At 65.9% G+C, this 17,262-nt stretch carries 19 protein-coding genes and 2 pseudogenes; 5 read left to right on the forward strand and 16 right to left on the reverse strand.

Annotation, left to right across the window (positions count from 1 at the left end; genetic code table 11):
- Positions 1–9: 9 nt before the first annotated feature.
- Complete coding sequence (locus tag T428_RS26575) at positions 10–501, reverse strand: methyltransferase family protein (protein WP_036467548.1); 492 nt, start codon at positions 499–501, stop codon at positions 10–12.
- 94 nt (positions 502–595) lie between these two features.
- On the opposite strand from T428_RS26575, the gene T428_RS0108265 reads away from it, so the two are divergent.
- Positions 596–1,177 (forward strand): TetR/AcrR family transcriptional regulator, encoded by a 582-nt coding sequence (locus tag T428_RS0108265; protein WP_025736101.1) that lies wholly within the window; start codon positions 596–598, stop codon positions 1,175–1,177.
- A gap of 9 nt (positions 1,178–1,186) precedes the next feature.
- On the opposite strand, the gene T428_RS35685 is transcribed toward T428_RS0108265, so the two are convergent.
- Both T428_RS35685 and T428_RS35690 read right to left on the reverse strand, forming a co-directional pair.
- Complete coding sequence (locus T428_RS35685; protein ID WP_342666189.1) at positions 1,187–1,825, reverse strand: hypothetical protein; 639 nt, start codon at positions 1,823–1,825, stop codon at positions 1,187–1,189.
- Between the two features lie 20 nt (positions 1,826–1,845).
- Positions 1,846–2,667, reverse strand: a complete 822-nt coding sequence (locus T428_RS35690; RefSeq protein WP_342666190.1) for an FAD-dependent oxidoreductase — start codon at positions 2,665–2,667, stop codon at positions 1,846–1,848.
- Between the two features lie 76 nt (positions 2,668–2,743).
- Between T428_RS35690 and T428_RS0108275 the strand changes: the two genes are divergently transcribed.
- The gene (locus tag T428_RS0108275; RefSeq protein ID WP_051465198.1) at positions 2,744–3,649 is read left to right on the forward strand and encodes an SIR2 family NAD-dependent protein deacylase; all 906 of its coding nucleotides are present in this window, start codon (positions 2,744–2,746) and stop codon (positions 3,647–3,649) included.
- 3 nt (positions 3,650–3,652) lie between these two features.
- Here the strand turns inward: T428_RS0108275 and T428_RS26585 are convergent.
- Positions 3,653–4,912: pseudogene (locus T428_RS26585) on the reverse strand (cytochrome P450).
- 92 nt (positions 4,913–5,004) lie between these two features.
- Here T428_RS26585 and T428_RS0108285 point away from each other — a divergent pair.
- On the forward strand, positions 5,005–5,655 hold the full coding sequence (locus T428_RS0108285) for a TetR/AcrR family transcriptional regulator (protein WP_025736103.1): 651 nt from the start codon (positions 5,005–5,007) through the stop codon (positions 5,653–5,655).
- 4 nt (positions 5,656–5,659) lie between these two features.
- On the opposite strand, the gene proB is transcribed toward T428_RS0108285, so the two are convergent.
- The 5 genes from proB to T428_RS0108310 all read right to left on the reverse strand — a co-directional run bounded on the left by proB (position 5,660) and on the right by T428_RS0108310 (position 10,142).
- The gene (gene proB / locus T428_RS0108290; RefSeq protein WP_025736104.1) at positions 5,660–6,763 is read right to left on the reverse strand and encodes a glutamate 5-kinase; all 1,104 of its coding nucleotides are present in this window, start codon (positions 6,761–6,763) and stop codon (positions 5,660–5,662) included.
- A 47-nt stretch (positions 6,764–6,810) separates the two neighbouring features.
- Positions 6,811–8,253 carry a GTPase ObgE gene (gene obgE / locus T428_RS0108295; protein ID WP_025736105.1) on the reverse strand — a complete coding sequence of 481 codons (1,443 nt, stop codon included), beginning with the start codon at positions 8,251–8,253 and terminating at the stop codon, positions 6,811–6,813.
- Positions 8,254–8,295: 42 nt separating this feature from the next.
- Positions 8,296–8,562 carry a 50S ribosomal protein L27 gene (gene rpmA / locus T428_RS0108300; RefSeq protein WP_025736106.1) on the reverse strand — a complete coding sequence of 89 codons (267 nt, stop codon included), beginning with the start codon at positions 8,560–8,562 and terminating at the stop codon, positions 8,296–8,298.
- A 13-nt stretch (positions 8,563–8,575) separates the two neighbouring features.
- Entirely contained in the window at positions 8,576–8,887 is a 312-nt protein-coding gene (gene rplU / locus T428_RS0108305; RefSeq protein ID WP_025736107.1) for a 50S ribosomal protein L21, read from the reverse strand.
- Between the two features lie 232 nt (positions 8,888–9,119).
- A complete protein-coding gene (locus T428_RS0108310; protein WP_156942899.1) occupies positions 9,120–10,142 on the reverse strand; it encodes an autotransporter outer membrane beta-barrel domain-containing protein in 1,023 nt (340 codons plus the stop codon).
- Between T428_RS0108310 and T428_RS0108315 the strand changes: the two are divergent.
- Together T428_RS0108315 and mhpA are read left to right on the forward strand one after the other, a co-directional pair.
- Positions 10,114–10,833, forward strand: a pseudogene (locus T428_RS0108315) (fumarylacetoacetate hydrolase family protein); the annotation flags it as partial. The gene T428_RS0108310 and the pseudogene T428_RS0108315 overlap by 29 nt on opposite strands.
- Before the next feature lie 5 nt (positions 10,834–10,838).
- Positions 10,839–12,389: a bifunctional 3-(3-hydroxy-phenyl)propionate/3-hydroxycinnamic acid hydroxylase MhpA gene (mhpA, locus tag T428_RS0108320; protein ID WP_025736110.1), complete on the forward strand. Its 1,551-nt coding sequence runs from the start codon at positions 10,839–10,841 to the stop codon at positions 12,387–12,389.
- On the opposite strand, the gene T428_RS0108325 is transcribed toward mhpA, so the two are convergent.
- From T428_RS0108325 to T428_RS0108355, 7 genes are all read right to left on the reverse strand, one after another.
- On the reverse strand, positions 12,367–13,254 hold the full coding sequence (locus T428_RS0108325; RefSeq protein WP_025736111.1) for a universal stress protein: 888 nt from the start codon (positions 13,252–13,254) through the stop codon (positions 12,367–12,369). The genes mhpA and T428_RS0108325 overlap by 23 nt on opposite strands.
- A gap of 96 nt (positions 13,255–13,350) precedes the next feature.
- Complete coding sequence (locus T428_RS0108330; protein ID WP_051465199.1) at positions 13,351–14,211, reverse strand: formate/nitrite transporter family protein; 861 nt, start codon at positions 14,209–14,211, stop codon at positions 13,351–13,353.
- Positions 14,212–14,261: 50 nt separating this feature from the next.
- Positions 14,262–14,531, reverse strand: a complete 270-nt coding sequence (locus tag T428_RS0108335) for a hypothetical protein (RefSeq protein WP_025736113.1) — start codon at positions 14,529–14,531, stop codon at positions 14,262–14,264.
- Positions 14,528–15,163 (reverse strand): RNA polymerase sigma factor, encoded by a 636-nt coding sequence (locus T428_RS0108340; RefSeq protein ID WP_036467550.1) that lies wholly within the window; start codon positions 15,161–15,163, stop codon positions 14,528–14,530. The genes T428_RS0108335 and T428_RS0108340 overlap by 4 nt, the downstream gene beginning before the upstream one ends.
- Entirely contained in the window at positions 15,154–16,221 is a 1,068-nt protein-coding gene (locus T428_RS0108345; RefSeq protein ID WP_025736115.1) for an acyl-CoA dehydrogenase family protein, read from the reverse strand. Before T428_RS0108345 ends, T428_RS0108340 begins: the two co-directional genes overlap by 10 nt.
- Positions 16,218–16,682: a cyanase gene (cynS, locus tag T428_RS0108350; protein WP_425412011.1), complete on the reverse strand. Its 465-nt coding sequence runs from the start codon at positions 16,680–16,682 to the stop codon at positions 16,218–16,220. Before cynS ends, T428_RS0108345 begins: the two co-directional genes overlap by 4 nt.
- A gap of 34 nt (positions 16,683–16,716) precedes the next feature.
- Positions 16,717–17,241, reverse strand: a complete 525-nt coding sequence (locus T428_RS0108355; RefSeq protein WP_025736117.1) for an OsmC family protein — start codon at positions 17,239–17,241, stop codon at positions 16,717–16,719.
- Positions 17,242–17,262 lie beyond the last annotated feature (21 nt).

The following is a 17,262-nucleotide window of genomic DNA, read 5'->3' on the forward strand; positions in this document are numbered from 1 at the left end:
GCGTGGTAGTCACCAGGGCCGCAGTCGCGGCAGCCAGGCCGGCACGTTGAGCTTGTACTCCTCGTACTCGTCGCCGTATTGCCTTGTCAGGGTTGGCTGTTCGTACAAGAGGACAAAAGTCGCGAAGGCGATCCACACGATCGCGGCGTACGCGAGTAGTCCCGGACTGCGAAACAGCAACGCCTGCCCGAGGATCACCAGCACGAGTCCGACATACATCGGGTTGCGAACATAGCGATTGAACCCGGTGACCACCAGATGTTCGGTGGGTGCAACAGGCGCGGGTGTACCACCGGCCCTGGCGAACTGCGCAAACGCGTGGATCAGCGGGATCAGCCCCGCGACGATCAGGACGACGCCGGCTGCCTGTGCCCATCGCAACAGCACGCCACCGTTGGGCAGCACCCAACCGGTGATCAGCCAGGGAATCACACCGATAACGGTCCCCGGAGCCACCACAAAGAACGCCGCCGATCCGACGCTCGCCGCAGATGTCCGCATGGTCTCTCCTCCTAACACTTCCCCACTTGTGGAATTCTGCGATCCACGGTAACGCCGCGCCGGCAGAAAGTCCACACCTGTAGAGTTTTGTGCCATGTCACCCATCGGACGACGCCCGGGAAAGACGGACACCCGCGACCAGATCCTGCTGACCGCGCGCCGCCTGTTCTCCGAACGCGGCTACGAGAAGACCTCGCTTCGTGATATCGCCACCGAGGCGCGGGTGGACACCGCGTTGATTCGGCACTATTTCGGTACCAAGGCCGACCTATTCCGGACCACGATCGGGTGGCCGTTCGACCCGCAGCAGGTGGCCGATCGCATCGCGGAAGGCGACGGTGACGAGCTTGGCCGGCGACTCAGTGAGGTGTTCTTCCAGTTTTGGGAGCAGCCCGACACCCGCGCCTCACTGCTGGCAATTCTGCGTGGCGCGGCCACGCATGAGGAATCCGCCACTCTGGTACGGCAATTCATCCAGGGCCAGCTGTATCACCACATCGCTGCGGCCCTACCGCAACCCGACGCCCAGCTGGGCATCGACCTCGCGATGGCACAACTGCTGGGCATCGCGTTCTTGCGGCACATCCTTCAAGTTGAACCGCTGGCTTCCACACCGGTATCCGAACTCACCGCTCGCGTCGTACCCGTGCTCGACATGCATTTCGGGACCGCCTGACCCGTCCGTTCAGCCGGCACTGGGTATCCGCTCACTTAGTGGGCCGCAACGGATGTCGAATCGCTCGCGCACCGTGTCGAGAACACGGCGCTGCCGTTCTCGTTCGCGGCGATGGGTGAGCACGAACCGCGCGACGCCCGGCAATCGGCGCGGTAGCGGGTACCACTTATCGAAATCAAGAGCGTTCTCGCTGAACACACTCCTGGGCACGTTGTCATAGATCAGGCTGAGGTTGTGCTGGACGAGCGCGAACAGCACATACGGGAACGCCATCGGCGCCTTGTCCCGTAGCCCCTGCCAGTCGACTTCGTACAGCGGAATTTCGCGGAGCTTGTCCAAGAGCAGCAGATGCCCCAGGAAGTACCCCATGAACGCCGGCAAGTGCAAGACGGCCGAGCGGGCGTTGATCGAAACGACTGCGCCACTGGGCGAAACGTACGGCTCGTACGGGTACTTGTCGGCGATTTTGACATATCCCGTGCAGTTGACCACCCAACTGCCCGGCTCGATCGCCTTCGTCGATCCGCTGCGGAATACCAACTGGGTCGAGCCGTTGCAATCGACCACATCGTCGAGATAATCCATGACGACGTCGTTGAGGCCCGCGGAGATCGTGTCGTTTTCGGCCTCGGACAACACCCCCAACACGAAGTTGTCCGATTGGGGCGTCAGGTACGTGCCATAGGTTGCGCGGTACCAGTCCTGAACCTCAGATTCGTTCGTGCCGTCGAACCGGCGACCCAGTTGTGCGGCCAGAGTGCTCGGCATTGTGCCCGTCCACCATCTCCGGGAACCGCTCGGTAAGAGGCGGTCTCGGCTGGAGAAGAAAGTCCCCGCCCGGCGACCAGATTCACCTGGCGACCGGGATAGGCCGTGATCAGTGCGTGGGCGGTGTCCATCGCGGTCTTCCCGCCACCGATGATCCACACGGGCGCACGGCTTTCCCGGATGTCCCCCGACCGCAGATCGCAGTAGTCGGGCGACACCGAATGAACCCGTTCGCTGGAGATGGCGAGGGGTTCGTTGGGCGTGATTGCCAGGCCATAGGCTTTGATCAATTGCTTGGCCTCGACGACGAGCATCCGGCCGTCAGCACCCCGGCAGGTGGCCCGCACGACTCCGTTCACCTCGTCCTGCGACTCGAATTCCCAACCGAAGTACTCGTCGACCCGCACGCGTTCGGCCAGCACGTCGACGCAGTGCCGGAAGTGGTCGAGCACCTCTCGCTTGGTCGCCAAGTGAGGGCGGTCCTGGCCGAGGGTCCACTCGATGTTGCCGGCGGCGAACATCGGATGCGGTTGGTGGAGGCGCACATATGAATACACGTCGACCCACATGCCGCCCGGGCGTGACCGGCGGTCGATCAGGATCATCTTCTGGTCCCGCGACAGATAGCGGCTCGCGGCGAACAGGGCGTTGAGCCCGGCGATGCCGGCTCCCACGATGCAAAGGTCGCAGGATTCCACCCGTGGAGAATCGGATTCGGGCATCGGCCCTCCTTTCGATGCAGAGGCGTCAATTGTGTGTCCGCATCGCGAATTGTGTGTCCGCATCGCGCGGGCGGGCATGAGTAATCGACTACTCCATTGGTCGCATGCCCGTACTCTCGACTACGTGCCTTCCCGCCCCGAAGCTCCGGAACTGGTCGCGCTGTTGGCCGGGCGCCGCATCGCGGTGCTGACGGGCGCGGGGATCTCCACCGACTCCGGCATTCCCGACTACCGTGGCCCGGATTCGCCGCCGAGCAACCCGATGACGATCCGGCAGTTCACCTCGGATGCGGCATTCCGGCAGCGCTACTGGGCCCGCAACCACGTGGGCTGGCGGCACATGGACGCAACACAGCCGAATGCGGGGCATCGGGCGGTGGCCGCACTGGAGCAAGCCGGTGTGGTGAGTGGCGTGATCACCCAAAACGTCGACCTGCTGCACACCAAGGCCGGCAGTGCCAACGTGATCAATCTGCACGGCAGCTACGCGCAAGTGATCTGCCTGGGCTGCGGCCACACGATGACCCGCGCGGCGTTGGCCGAACAACTCGAGGAGCTCAACCCGGGGTTCATCGAGCGTGCCGAGGCGGTCGGTGGGCTGGCGGTGGCGCCCGACGCCGACGCCGTCGTCGCCGACACCACGTCGTTCCGGTACCTGGACTGCCCGCGCTGTGCGGGCATGCTCAAGCCCGACATCGTCTACTTCGGTGAGAATGTCGCTAAAGAAGTCGTGGCACAGGCTTTTTCAATGGTCGACGAGTCCGACGTGCTATTGGTCGCGGGCTCGTCGCTGACCGTGTTCTCCGGCTACCGATTCGTGCGGCACGCCGCCGCACGGGGCATGCCGGTCGCGATCGTCAACCGTGGCCCCACCCGCGGCGACGATCTGGCCACCGTCAAGCTCGACGGCAGCTGCTCGGAATTGCTGGTACTGCTTGCCTGCGTACTGGGTGCTGCGTTCGCGCCACTCGCCATGCGCTAGACGCTAGAACTCGCACGGCAGGCTGCACACCGCGTGCACGAAGTTGCCCGCCACGTACGTCGCGTCGGTTGCCTGAATGTCGGGCAGCGCACGCAGCAGCTCCCCGAAGATCGCCCGCAGTTGCGCGCGCGCCACGTGGGCGCCGAGGCAGAAATGCAATCCTCCCCCGCCGAATCCCACATGGGGATTGGGGCTGCGGCTCAAATCGAAGTGATCCGGATGGCCGAAGGCCTCGGTGTCCCAGTTACCCGACGAATAGAACATCACCACCTTCTCCCCCGCGGCGATCCGCTGGCCGCCGAGTTCGAAATCGGTTGCCGCCGTGCGGCGAAAGGTCATGACCGGTGTCGCCCAACGAACGAACTCCTCGACCGCGACACCGATCCTGTTCTCGTAGTCGGCTAGCAGCCAAGCACGTTGGGCCGGGTAGTCGGTGAGCGCTTTCATGGTGTGGCTCATCGTCTGCCGGGTGGTGTCGTTGCCCGCCACCGAAAGCAACACGAAGAACGCGGCCACCTCCGCGTCGGTCAGTCGGTCACCGTCCACCTCGGCCTGCACCAGGCTGCTGATCAGATCGTCGCCCGGATTCTCGCGCGTTCGGCGGCCAGCGTCCCCACGACCTGGTGCAGGTACATCTGCTGTTCGAAGATGACTTCCAGCGCGGGGCGGCCATCGAGGAAGTCGGGGTCGGCCCATGACACCAGCGCGTCGGTGGCATGTGCCATACGCTCCCGCTCGGAATCCGGAATGCCCACCATGTCCGAGAGCGTGCGGATGGGCAGTTCCTTGGCGCAGAGATCGACGAAATCCGCGCCGCTGCCGGCGTCGCGAAGTTCCTCGACGATGGTCTTGGCATTGGCTTGGATCGATTCCTCGATACGGCGCACCTGCCGTGGTGTGAATGCGGCGTGCGCAAGCTTGCGCAACTTGGTGTGCCGGGGTTGGGTCCATCGCCAGAAAGGACTGCGACGCCTCGAGCAGCTCGACCGGAATGCTCTCGAACATCACCCCCTTGCCGGACAGGAACACGTCGCTGTTGCGGCTGACCGTGACGATGTCCGCGCGCCGGGTGACCGCCCAATAGCCGGGGTCGTCGGGATCCGGCATCAGGGCGTCTTCGACGGGGGGATGCCAGCTCACCGGCTGCTCGGCCCGCAGCACCGCAAACGAGCGCTCCCGGTCGGCGGCGGTCGTCGACCAGAACTCGCGCGAGGACAGATCAATCGCGTCGTAGGCGCGGGGCCGCCCGGTCAGCACTGCCATCGTGGTCCTCCGTTACGTCTGGAACTGCGTCGAACACTATGCCTAGACAGTATGTCTAGGCAAGATGTTGTAACGTCGGCTATGCTCGGCAAATGCCGTCCGTCACCCGCAAACCGCAGACCAGGCGTGAGCAGTCGCGCCGGCAGCGGCGAGAGGAGATCGAGCGCCGGCTGCTCGATGCCACCGAGCGGTTGATGCTCGGCGGGGCCAGCTTCACCGAGCTCAGCGTGGACCGACTCGCCACCGCGGCCGGTATCTCGCGGGCCAGTTTCTACATCTACTTCGAGGACAAGGGCCATTTGCTGCGCCGGCTCGCCGGGCAGGTGTTCGCCGATTTGGCCGACAGCGCGAATCGTTGGTGGAGCGTGGCGGGACGCCAGGATCCCGCCGACGTGCGCGCGGCGATGACGAGCCTCATTGCCAGCTACCGCCGTCATCAGCCGGTGCTTGTCGCGCTGAACGAGATGTCGGCCTACGACCCGGTGGTCGGCGCGACGTACGGCAATCTGCTGACCGCGATCACCGCGCGATTGACCCGGGTCATCGAAGAGGGCCAGGCCGACAGCTCGATCCGTCCGGAGTTGTCGGCCGCCACCGCGGCCAGCGCCCTGACGTGGATGGCGGAGCGGGCATGCCAGCAAAACCTGCCCGGCGCTCCGGACTCCTTCGATGCCGAACTGGCCACCACGCTGTCCGAAATCATCTGGGCCACTTTGTATCTCAAGCCGCTGTCGGCAGGGTGAGACGTCAGACCGCGACCAGATCGTCGGCGTGCACGGCGGGTCGGCGCAGCTCGTCGGGCAGCTCCGAGGTCGACCGGCCCATCATGCTGGTGAGCTCGGTGGCGTCGTAGGCGACCACACCGCGGGCCACCATGGTCGCGTCCGGGCCGTGCAATTCGACGACGTCGCCGCCGTAGAACCGGCCCGTCACCGCGGTGATGCCCGCCGCTAGCAGCGAACGGCGTTGCTGCACCACCGCGCGCACCGCTCCGGCGTCGAGGCTCAGCGCACCGGTGGCCTCGGCGGCATACCGCACCCAGAACCGGCGGGCCGACATCCGCACCGGCCGGGCGGCGAACACGGTGCCCGACGAGGCGTCGGTGAGCGCCGTCGCGGCGTCCGTCGCGGCGGCCAGCAGCACCGGCACCCCGGCGTCCGCGGCCAGCAGCGCCGAGGACATCTTCGACGCCATACCCCCGGTGCCCAGCGCGCTGCCCGGCCCGGCGACCACCCCGACCAGGTCCGACGATGCGGCCACCTCGGGAATGAAGCGCGCCCCCTTGGTCTTTCGCGGATCGGTGTCGTAGAGGCCATCGATGTCGGAGAGCAGCACCAGCGCCTCGGCCCCGACCAGATGGGCCACCAGCGCCGAAAGCCGGTCGTTGTCGCCGAACCGGATCTCGTTGGTGGCCACCGTGTCGTTCTCGTTGACGATCGCGACCGCGTGCAGCGCGCGTAACCGGTCCAGGGTGCGCTGGGCGTTGGTGTGCTGCGCGCGCATCGAGATGTCGTGCGCGGTCAGCAACACCTGCCCGACCGTGCGGCCATAGCGAGCGAACGCCGCGCTCCACGCGTTGACCAGCGCGACCTGGCCCACGCTGGCGGCGGCCTGCTTGGTCGCCAAATCCTTTGGACGACGGGACAATCCGAGGGGCTCGAAACCGGCGGCGATGGCACCCGAGGACACGATGACGACGTCGGTGCCCGCCTTCATCCGCGCCTCGATCGCATCGGCGAGCCCGGCCAGTCGGCTCCCGTCGAACATCCCCGATGGCGTGGTCAGCGCGTTGGTACCGATCTTGACGACCAGGCTGCGCGCGGTGCGGATGGCTTCGCGATGGGCGCTCATGCTGCGCCGCTCCTCCTCATCGCCACGCTCTGCATCGTCGCCGGCGCTCACGGCTCGTCACCGCGTTCGCGCCGCCGGCGCCGGGCGGCCTTGCGCTCGTCGGCGCCGGTGCGCTCGGTGCGTTCCAGCCGCGCATCGGTGCCCCGGCCGGTCAACGGAACCTGTACGCCGGCCGGGGTTTGCGGCTCCCAGTCGAACGTCATCTCGCCGATGGTCACCGCGCAGCCGGGTTGGGCGCCCAGCCGCAACAGCTCCTCTTCGACGCCGAGGCGCGCAAGGCGGTCGGCCAGATAACCCACCGCTTCGTCGTTGTCGAAATTGGTCTGGCCGATCCAGCGTTCGGGGCGTGCGCCGGTGACCACGAAACCACCCTCCCCGTCGGAGGCGACGGTGAAACCGCTGTCGTCGACGGGCACCGGGCGGATCACCGGGCGACGCGCTACCGGCGCCGGTCGGGCCGCGTTGTACTCCGAAATCATCTTCTGCAGCCCAAAGATCAACGGCTGCAACCCTTCCTGGGTAGCCGTCGACACCAAAAACACCGGCCAGCCGCGTTCGGCGATCTCGTCGCGGACGAACTCGGCGAGCTCGCGCGCCTCCGGCACGTCAATCTTGTTGAGTACCACCGCCCGCGGCCGCTCGGCGAGGTCGACCAGCGCCGCATCGCCTTGCAGGGTGGGCGTATAGGCGGCGAGTTCGGCTTCCAGCGCGTCGATGTCGGAGATTAGGTCGCGGCCGGGCTCGGTGGTGGCGCAGTCGACGACATGCACCAGCACCGCGCATCGTTCGATGTGTCGCAAAAAATCCAGCCCCAGGCCGCGGCCCTGCGACGCGCCCGGTATCAAGCCGGGCACGTCGGCGACGGTGAACGACTGCTCGCCGGCCGAGACGACACCGAGATTGGGTACCAGCGTGGTGAACGGGTAGTCGGCGACCTTGGGTTTGGCCGCCGAGATCACCGACACCAGCGACGACTTGCCCGCAGATGGAAATCCGACCAGCCCGACATCCGCGACGGTTTTGAGTTCGAGCGTGAGGTCGCGGGCCTGCCCGGGCTCACCGAGCAGCGCGAAGCCGGGCGCCTTGCGGGCCCGGGAGGCGAGCGCCGCGTTGCCCAGCCCGCCGCGACCACCGGCGGCGGCTTCAAAGCGGGTACCCGCCCCGACCAAATCGGCTAGTAGACGGCCGTTTTCGTCCAAGACGACGGTGCCGTCGGGGACCCTGACTTCCAGGTCCGCGCCGGCGGCCCCGTCACGGTTGCTGCCCGCCCCTTGCTTGCCGTTGGGGGCGGTGACGTGCGGACGGAAATGATAATCGAGCAGGGTGTGCACGGCCGGATCGACGACAAAGACGATGCTGCCGCCGCGGCCGCCGTTGCCGCCGTCGGGGCCACCGAGCGGCTTGAACTTCTCGCGGTGAACCGAGGCGCAGCCGTTACCGCCGGAGCCGGCCCGGGCGTGGATGACGACTCGATCGACGAACCGAGGCATCGGGGGTCCTCTCAGCTACCCGCATGCACGGGCGCGACGACCTCAGTCGGTGGTCTGCCCGGCCGCGACGATGTTGACGGTCTTGCGTCCGCGCTTGACGCCGAACTCCACGGCGCCGGATTCCTTGGCGAACAACGTGTCGTCGCCGCCACGGCCGACGTTGACGCCGGGGTGGAAGTGGGTGCCACGCTGGCGGACGATGATTTCGCCGGCCTTGACGATCTGGCCGCCGAACCGCTTGACGCCCAGCCGCTGAGCGGCGGAGTCGCGACCGTTGCGCGAGCTGGACGCGCCCTTCTTGTGTGCCATGTCTGTCGCCTCGCTACTTGATTCCGGTGACCTTCAGGACCGTCAGCTGCTGACGGTGTCCCTGACGCTTGTGGTAGCCGGTCTTGTTCTTGAACTTGTGGATACGGATCTTCGGACCCTTGGTGTGCTCGAGCACCTCGCCGGTCACCGCGACCTTGGCCAGCGCGGCGGCGTCGGAAGTGACGGTGGCACCGTCGACGACCAGCGCGACCGGCAGCGACACCTTGGCGCCAGGCTCGGATTCGAGCTTCTCGACCTTGACCACGTCACCGACGGCGACCTTGTACTGCTTGCCACCGGTCTTGACGATTGCGTAGGTCGCCATCGTTGCTCCTGCCTCTTCTTCACTTCTTTCGCGCGCGTGCTAGCTGCGATGCGCGTGGTGGGTCTGGGGGCGGGAGAAATCTCCCGCCTGTCGTCCGCCGAAGTCAGGGGTCCGGCGTGACGACAACTGTCCAAGGGTACGTGACCAGCGGCTACAGGGTCAAACCAGCGCCCGGGCGCGTCAGCGCGGGTCGAAGGCCCGGCCCGGCCCGACCAGCGGCAGGCAGTGGCAATCACGTGAATCGCTTCGTACACGCATTTACTTCTTGCTGGCTAACTTCCGGCCAAGGCGTCTGCGAGCGCGCCGGGATCGACCTGCGGCTGGATTCCCGAGGTCCCCGACAGGCCCGGCGACTCAGCAAGCCGAGGCCCGGGGAGGCCGCGGGAGCAGGCGTTGTCGCCGACAGCACCCCGGGAGCCACGGTGACGGGGCCGAAGTAGCCGCTGGAGCCGGCGAAGCCACCGGGGTAGACGGTGACGACGTCGCCGGGGCCGACCACGCCGTTGACGGTAAGCGTCCCGCCTGCGTCGACGCTGAGGCCGCCACCGGCGTTCACATTGAGAGCGCCACCATCGTTGAAGGTGCCACCGATGTTCACGTTGAGGGCGCCGTGGGCGTCGACCCCAAGGTGGCCGTAGTCGTCGAGAACGGCGCCGTTGTAGACGGTGAGCGTGCCCGGGTGGGTGACGGTCCCGTCGTTGACGGCCAGGGTGCCGTAGTTGACGACGGTGCCGTAGTCGCTCAACGAGCCGCCCGGGTACACAGTAAGCGTGCCGCTGTTGGACAGGGTGCCGAGGTTGGACGCGGTGCCGTGGTCGCCGAAGGTGCCGCCGGTGTCGACGGTGAGCGTGCCGCCATGGCCGACGCTGAGGGCGCCGTCGTTCGCCAGCGTGCCACCGTCGGCGACGGTGAGGGCACCCCCGTCGGCGAGCGTGCCGCCGTCAGTGACAGACAGGGCGCCGCCGTCGGCGAGCGTGCCCCCGTCAGTGACAGACAGGGCGCCGCCGTCGACGTTGAGGGCACCGGCGTCGTTCAAGGTGCCGCCCACGGTCAGGGAGCCGTATTCGTTGACGGTGCCACCGGTGTAGACGTCGAAGCTGCCGTGGGCATTGACCGCGAGGTGGCCGTAGTCGTTGAGGACGCCGCCGTCATGGACGGCGAGGGCGCCGGGGTTGGTGACGGTGCCGTCGTTGACGGCCAGGGTGCCGTAGTTGGTCAGGGTGCCGTTCGAGTCGCACGTCCGGGATGCCGGCATGGACCCGGCGTCGGTTCCGCTGACCGTCTTCCGCAAGGCCTCGGCCTCGATCAACGGCCCGTTCGACGAGATCGTCAAGCCCTCTCACGTCCGGCTGCTCGACTACGAGGTAGAGATCGGGTTGGTGATAGGACGCCCAATTCCGGTGGGCACCACCATTTCCGACGCGAACTTGGCCGAGTTCATCGCCGGGCTGGTCGTCACCAATGACATATCGGCCCGCGACGTCCAGCTTCCGCAGACCCAGTTCTACGAAGCCAAATCGTATCCGACGTTCACCCCGGTGGGGCCCCAGCTGGTGTTGCTGACCGCAGATGAGCTCGCCCGCTTCGGTGAGCTGCGGCTGCGGCTGAGCGTCAGCGGCGTCGAAAGACAGAACGCGCTCGTCGATCCGGACATGTTGTATCGGCCGCTGCAGGCGCTGCAATCGCTGACCCAGTTCCAGGAACTCGCCCCGGGCGACTTGGTGCTGACCGGGACCCCGGCCGGAACCGCGCTGAGCGCACCGCCCAAGCCGCTGGCGATGATCGGGAATCTGTTGCCGCCTTCGCTCAAGTGGAAGGTTTTCTTCAGCCGTCAGGCCGGCAACCCGAACTATTTGCAGCATGGCGACATCGTGGAGGCTTCGGTAGCCACCGACGACGGAGCGATCGACCTCGGAACGCAGCGCAACGCCGTCCGATTCGCGTGAACGACATGGCTATTCGGCACGTTCCGGTCGTCATCGTCGGCGCCGGACCGACCGGCGTCACCGCCGCCACGCTGTTGGCGCAATACGGCGTGGACAGCCTGGTCCTCGATCGCTGGCCCGGTGTGTATCAACGGCCGTGCGCGGTACACCTGGACGACGAGATCTATCGCGTCATCGCACGGCTTGGCGTCGCCGACGAATTCGCGGCGATCTCGCGCCCGACTTTGGGTTTACGCTTGCTCGACGATCGATTCCGGATCCTCGCCGAGTTCACCCGCGACACGACCCACAGCCGCAACGGCTTCCCGCAGGCCAACATGTTCGACCAGCCCGAGTTGGAGGCCGTGCTGCGGGCAAATCTGACGCGCTACAAGCATGCTCAGCTGCGTGGCGACGTCGAGGTGACCGATGTGAGCGACGTCGGAGATGAAGTGCAAGTCACGTTCGCCGACCGCACCGACGGCACGGTACATCGGGTGGCCACCGACTACCTGCTGGGTTGCGACGGCGCGAACAGTCTGGTTCGCACCCAAATCGGCTCAGCCATAAAGGATTTGAATTTCAAGCAACCGTGGCTGGTGGTGGACGTGGCCACCGACGTGGACCTGCGTCAGTGGGAAGGCGTACATCAGGTATGCGATCCGGTCCGCGCGGGAACGCACATGCGTATCGGAGCGTCGCGCTACCGTTGGGAATTTCAATTGCTCGACGGCGAACGCGCGGATGACTTCGCCACTTTGACCGCGTTGCGGCCGCTGATCAGGCCCTGGACCGTCGGTGTCGACGACGGGGAGCTGTCGCTGTTGCGCGTCGCGGAGTACACGTTTCGGGCTCAGATCGCGCAGCGGTGGCGCCGGGGCAACGTCTTCATCCTGGGCGACGCGGCCCACCTCACTCCCGCATTCATCGGCCAGGGCATGGGCGCCGGCATCCGCGACGCGATGAATCTCGCGTGGAAGATCGCCGCCGTCCATCAGGGAGCCCTTGCCCCGAACGTCCTGGATTCCTATGAGCAGGAACGCAAACCGCATACCGAGAGCCTGATTCGATTGGCGCTCAATGTCGGTCGCGCGATGACCGGGGGCGCCCGGGTGGGTAACGCGCTACGCCGCATGGTGCTGCCCCGGCTGCGGCTGCTGCCTGGCCTGCGCGACAAGGTCGTCGACTCCACCACACCGGCATTGACGTCTTCGGCCTTGGTGTGCAGATCACGCCGGCCCGGCCAGCTCGGCGGCACGCTGTGCCCCAACCCGCGGCTGCGCGATGGCCGACGGCTCGACGACGTCCTGGACGCCGGCTTCGCCCTGATCACCACGCGCAGCCCGAGCGTCTCCGATGAAGCCGAGCTGGGTCGGCGTGGGTTCGTCGTGCTGGTTGCCGAACCGGGCGACGACCTAGCCCACTGGCTACGCGGAGGCCGCGCCACGGCCGCGCTGATCCGACCCGATCGGGCGGTCATGCGGGCCGGGCGCGACGTCTCCGCGCTGTGCGCGTGGGCAGCCGACCTCGTGGACGGCCGGCTCGGCCAAGGCGCTACTTCGGTCGGGCGACGATGACCGGGACCTTCACCGAATGCAACACGGTGTTGCTGACCGAGCCCAGGATCAGGCCGGTGAGGCCACCGCGACCGTGGCTGCCGACGACCACCAGCTGGGCCTCCAGAGATTTCGCCTGTTGGATGATCTGTTGGGCCGGCAGATCGCGGACGAGCAGTCGACGCACCATGACATCTGGATAACGTTCGTGCCAACCCGCCAGCCGTTCAGTGAGACTGCGGGCCGCTTCGGCCTCCACGGCTTCCCAGTCGAATGGTGGAAGTTCGAGAATTGCGACGTCACTCCAGGCGTGCAGGGCCACCAGATCGACACCGCGTCGAGACGCTTGGTCGAACGCGATCGCCGTCGCGAGTTCGGAAGCCGGCGAACCGTCGATCCCCACCAGGACGGGCCCGTGCTGCGGATCCGGCAGATCTTCGTCGCGGATGACCGCGACCGGGCAATTGGCGTGGCGCACCACGGTCGAACTGACCGAACCGAGCACACCGCGCGCTAGCAAACCGCGACCGGCGCTGCCCACGACGATCATCTCGGCCTGGTCGGACATCTTGATCAGGGCCAGCGCCGGGGTCGAATAGACGGACTCCTTCGCGATCGCGACCTTACGGTTGGCCGGCATCGCCTCCTCGGCCAGCTTGAACGTATGCGCCAGATGCCGGCGGCAGTCGTCTTCCAGCTTCACCAACAGCGAGTCGGGGTAAGGAACCGGTGGCCACGTCGTGGTGGGAGTCACCACCGCGTGGAACAGGGTCAGAGGAATGTTGTGCATTGCCGCATCACGGGCCGCCCAGACGCCGGCAGCGTTCGACGCGGGCGAGCCGTCGACCGCGACCACGATTCCGAGTTGTTTGACAGGCGTCGACATTTCGTACTCCTTTCGTCAGGAGTAACGCTATTGGCCGTGGCGTCGCCGGTAGTGAGCCTTTAGTCCCCAACCGACAGGACCGAGAACCTTTGCCTTTCAGACCTGTCGCCGTTGCAGTCGCGCGATGACCCAGAACGGCAAGGCCACGAAAAGTGTGCCGCCGACCAGATTGCCCATGGTGGTGATTCCGATGTTGGTGAGCAGCCCGTCGTCGCCGAACCCCCAGCTGATCCCGCCGCGCGGTGCGGCGGGATGAAAGAGGTTGAGCAGCAATGGAAGCCCGAGAAAAGCGACGTTGGCGATCACGTGTTGGGTCCCGCCGATCACGAAGGCGAACGGTCCGTAGAACGCGAAGGCCATCCGTGCGACGTCACTGCGCGCCTTGAAGTACATGCACATGGCTGTCTGCAGGAACCAGGTGCATACGACCGCCAGCAGGAATGCCGTCCAGAACGGTTGGCCCGCTTTCAGGGCGCCAACGGTCGCCGCCCGCTCGGCGAATGCCCCCAGGTAGGGGCCACCGGACGCGCCGCAGATCGCGACGAACACCAGTGCTCCCGCGATATTGCCGAGCAGACCGATCGAAACGAGGAACACGTAGGTGCGCGGCCGCATGCTGCGCTCCAGCACCGCCAGGAACCCGGCGGCCATGTCCGCGGTGATCAGTGACATCCCGGACACCAGGATCAGTACGAACGACATGCCGAACGCCAAGCCCATCACCAGGCTCGCGATGCCCGGTGTCTTGACACCGGTGCTCACCACCAATGCCAGCAGTGCCCCGAAGGCCACCATCGCGCCGCCCACCAGGGACCGTACGAAGAACGCCCACGGTTGTGTCGCCTTCTCCACCGCCATTGCGGCGACCCGACTCGTCATCGCACCGACGCTCAACGGTTCGAACCAGTCCTCACTGGGTTGGCTAAGTACAGCATCAGAATTCAACGTGTTCAACATGTTTCGCGTCGACTGTTCTCTTCCTTGTTGCGGCGTCTGCACTTCGATCGTCATTCGTGTTCGCCTTCCTTGAAGTTGTTGAGGGCATTGACGACCCCGGCGATGTGCTCGTCGCTGAGCTTCTCTCCCGCGAAGACGTGGTTGAGCAGAATCTTGAGGTCGAGCATTTGTTGCAGATACACCAGACAGGGCGGGCAGTCCTCTAGATGTTTGGCCACGATCGGCCCCCACTGGTCCGGATCCACGTCGACCAGGTCGTCGACCAGTCGCACGAAATCGACGCAGTCGATCGCGGGAACGATGTTGTCGTAGATGGTCATTGGTGGTACCGCTTCTCCAGTTCGCTGCGGAGGTTGCCCCGGGCGCGATACAGCAGTGCGCGCTGCGCCTCGGCGGATAGTTCCAGGAGCTCCGCCGCCTCGTCGGCCGAGGTACCGACGAGGTCACGCAGAATGATGAGCTGCCGCTGCCGCTTCGGCAACGCGTCCAAAGCTGCCCGCACGTAGCCGATGAGCTCTTGGGCCACGGTGCGGTCCTCCGGAAGAAATCGCCGCGACGGCGGAAGACTCCAGTGCCCGGCGTCGGGGCGGCCCGCTGGATACATACGGCCCGACAGTGGGTCGGCGTCGGCCGCGGACAGCACTTCGTGGTCTCGGATCCGGGATTCACGGCGGCGATGCCGTGAGGCGGTGTTCTTGACGATGCCGAACAGCCAGGTGCCCACCGAGGAGCGCCCTTCAAAAGACGCCGGCGACTGCAACACCTGCAACCACACCTCTTGCACCGCCTCTTCGGCCACTGTTGCCGAATCCACCATCGTGCGGGCGAAATTCACCATCGGGCGATGAAAGTCACGAACCAAGTTGGCCAGGGGTATGCCGGCCACCAGATGCTGAGTGTCCTCCGGTGGCACCGCCACCGGAGGACACCATTGGCCCGAACTCAAGCGCATCTTCCAAGTTCCCAGCGCAATTGCGCTTCCGATGGCGACTGCACCGGAATGAACGCCGCCTCCCGGTAGCGCCGACTGGCCGAAGTCTGGCGCCCGTACCCCTTACCGCCTGCGGTCCGAATCTCCAAAGCGGCACTGGCGCTCGATAATTCGGCCGCAGCAAGTCGCAACGACAGCAGCTGCTTCTTCGTTGGCGACTTCGGCCCGCCAATGGCAGAGGCCAAATCGGTCAATGTCGCCTGCGCCGCGACAAGCTTGTCCGCGAGCGAGTCGGCCTCGGCGGCGAACACCGCGTTGACCCCGGTGAGAGCCAGCCTGCTCTGCTCGACGGTGGTCCTGGCCAGCCCAAGACACATGGCCGACTGCAACACCAGGAAGGTCGGTCGCACAGCATATAAGAACGCGTCAAAGTCCTTGGACAGCACCTGTTCCGAATGGATGTACGCGTTTTCCAGCTTCAGGGACGACGACGCGGTGCTGCCCATGGCCAGCAGGTCGAAGTAATCACCGATGACCACACCGGAGGTGTCCAACCCAAGCGCGACGATCAGCTTCTCGCCTGCTTCGGTGCGCGCAGCGGTGATCAGCGTGGAATCGGGATAGAGGTTGCTGGCCCACCGCAATGAACCGCTCAGCAGGTAACCGTCTTCCACCGGTGCGGCGGTCAGGTCCAAGCTGCCGCAGCCGGCCGCCTCCTTGAAGGCCGAAGCCATGCCGGTCACTCCAAGGGTCACCCCGGACAGCAGCGCCTCCACTGCCGACCGGCTGAACGGCGTCGCGGCCGTGAGCAAGTACTCGACGGCCATCCGGTTGGCCCACAACGAGAATCCGGTGCTCATGCATTCCGCGGAGATACCACCGATCACATCGGCCATCTGCGGGAGCCGTCCATCGCTGTTGCCCGGGGCGCCGAGACCGAGCAGACCGGCGACGCCCAGCCGGGTGAAGCTGCGGCGAGCGGTGTCTTCGCCGCGGTCCAGCGCGCCGGCATGAGCACGAATGTCTGCCAACAGCTCCGGATCGAGCCGCTCGACTGCGGCATCCACGGTTGCGGTCACGGCAGTGCCTCCTGTTCGGTGTGTTTCCAGCTGTAGTCAAGGAACTTGCCGTCGAACGTGACGATCACCCGGTCGCCGTCGGGATCGGGACGGCGTTGCACATCCACCTGAAAGTTGATGGCGCTCATTATTCCGTCGCCGTATTCCTCCTGAATCAATTCCTTGAGCGCGGGCCCGTACACCGACAGCGCTTCGTGGAATCGGTAGATCGTCGGATCGGATGCGGGCGCGTTACCGCTCCCCCGGTACGGCGCGAGTTGCAATACGGCGACCGCTTCCTCATCGAGTCCGAGAATCGACGCGAGCGTCGAGGCGTCCTGCGCCGAGAGCGGATGCTGGCCAAGCAGTGCCGCCACCGTCCACACTCGGTCCTTGCCAATCGCCTCGGCGATCTTTGCCCAACTCAGTCCGTGCTTGAACCGGGCCATCCTGATGACCTCGCCGAGGTCCGTCTTCGTCAATGCATATGTCACGTTTGGCTTCCCGTCGTGAGGATTAGTCGATGACGAGAGTCGAGTCGACGCTTGCCGGACGGCGGAAGGTGTTGACCACGGGCGACCAGGCGATGGCGTTGTCGTGGATCTGCTGGAGCGTCTCGTCGTCGGTGTCGCCGGCCAGCGATACTTTGCAGCGCACCGCGGTGAAACCGAGAACCTTGCCTTCCGGGGTGTCGCCGACTCCCCACACCGCGGAGATGTCGATGTCGCCTTCCATCTCGACCTCGATCTTGGTGAGTCGCACGCCGCGGTGCGTCGCATTGGCCAGCATGCCGACGGAGATGCAGGATCCCAAGGCAGCCAGGGCGGTTTCGGAGGGGTTGGGTGCGGAGTCGTCGCCCAGTAGTGCGGGCGGTTCCCCGACGAGCATCGGCGCGAGGTCGCGCACATAGGTCATGTTGCGAAACCCGGCCTCGCAAACCGTTTTGGCTTTCAGGGTCTTCTTGCCGGTGGTGGGGTTTTCTTTGGCGCTGCAAGACAGCCGGTCGAGGCCTGCCGCGTCGATGACGAGCGCGTCGGTCATGAAGTTCCTCCTTCTGATTTG

The sequence above is a fragment of the Mycobacterium genavense ATCC 51234 genome, assembly GCF_000526915.1.
GTDB lineage: Bacteria > Actinomycetota > Actinomycetes > Mycobacteriales > Mycobacteriaceae > Mycobacterium > Mycobacterium genavense.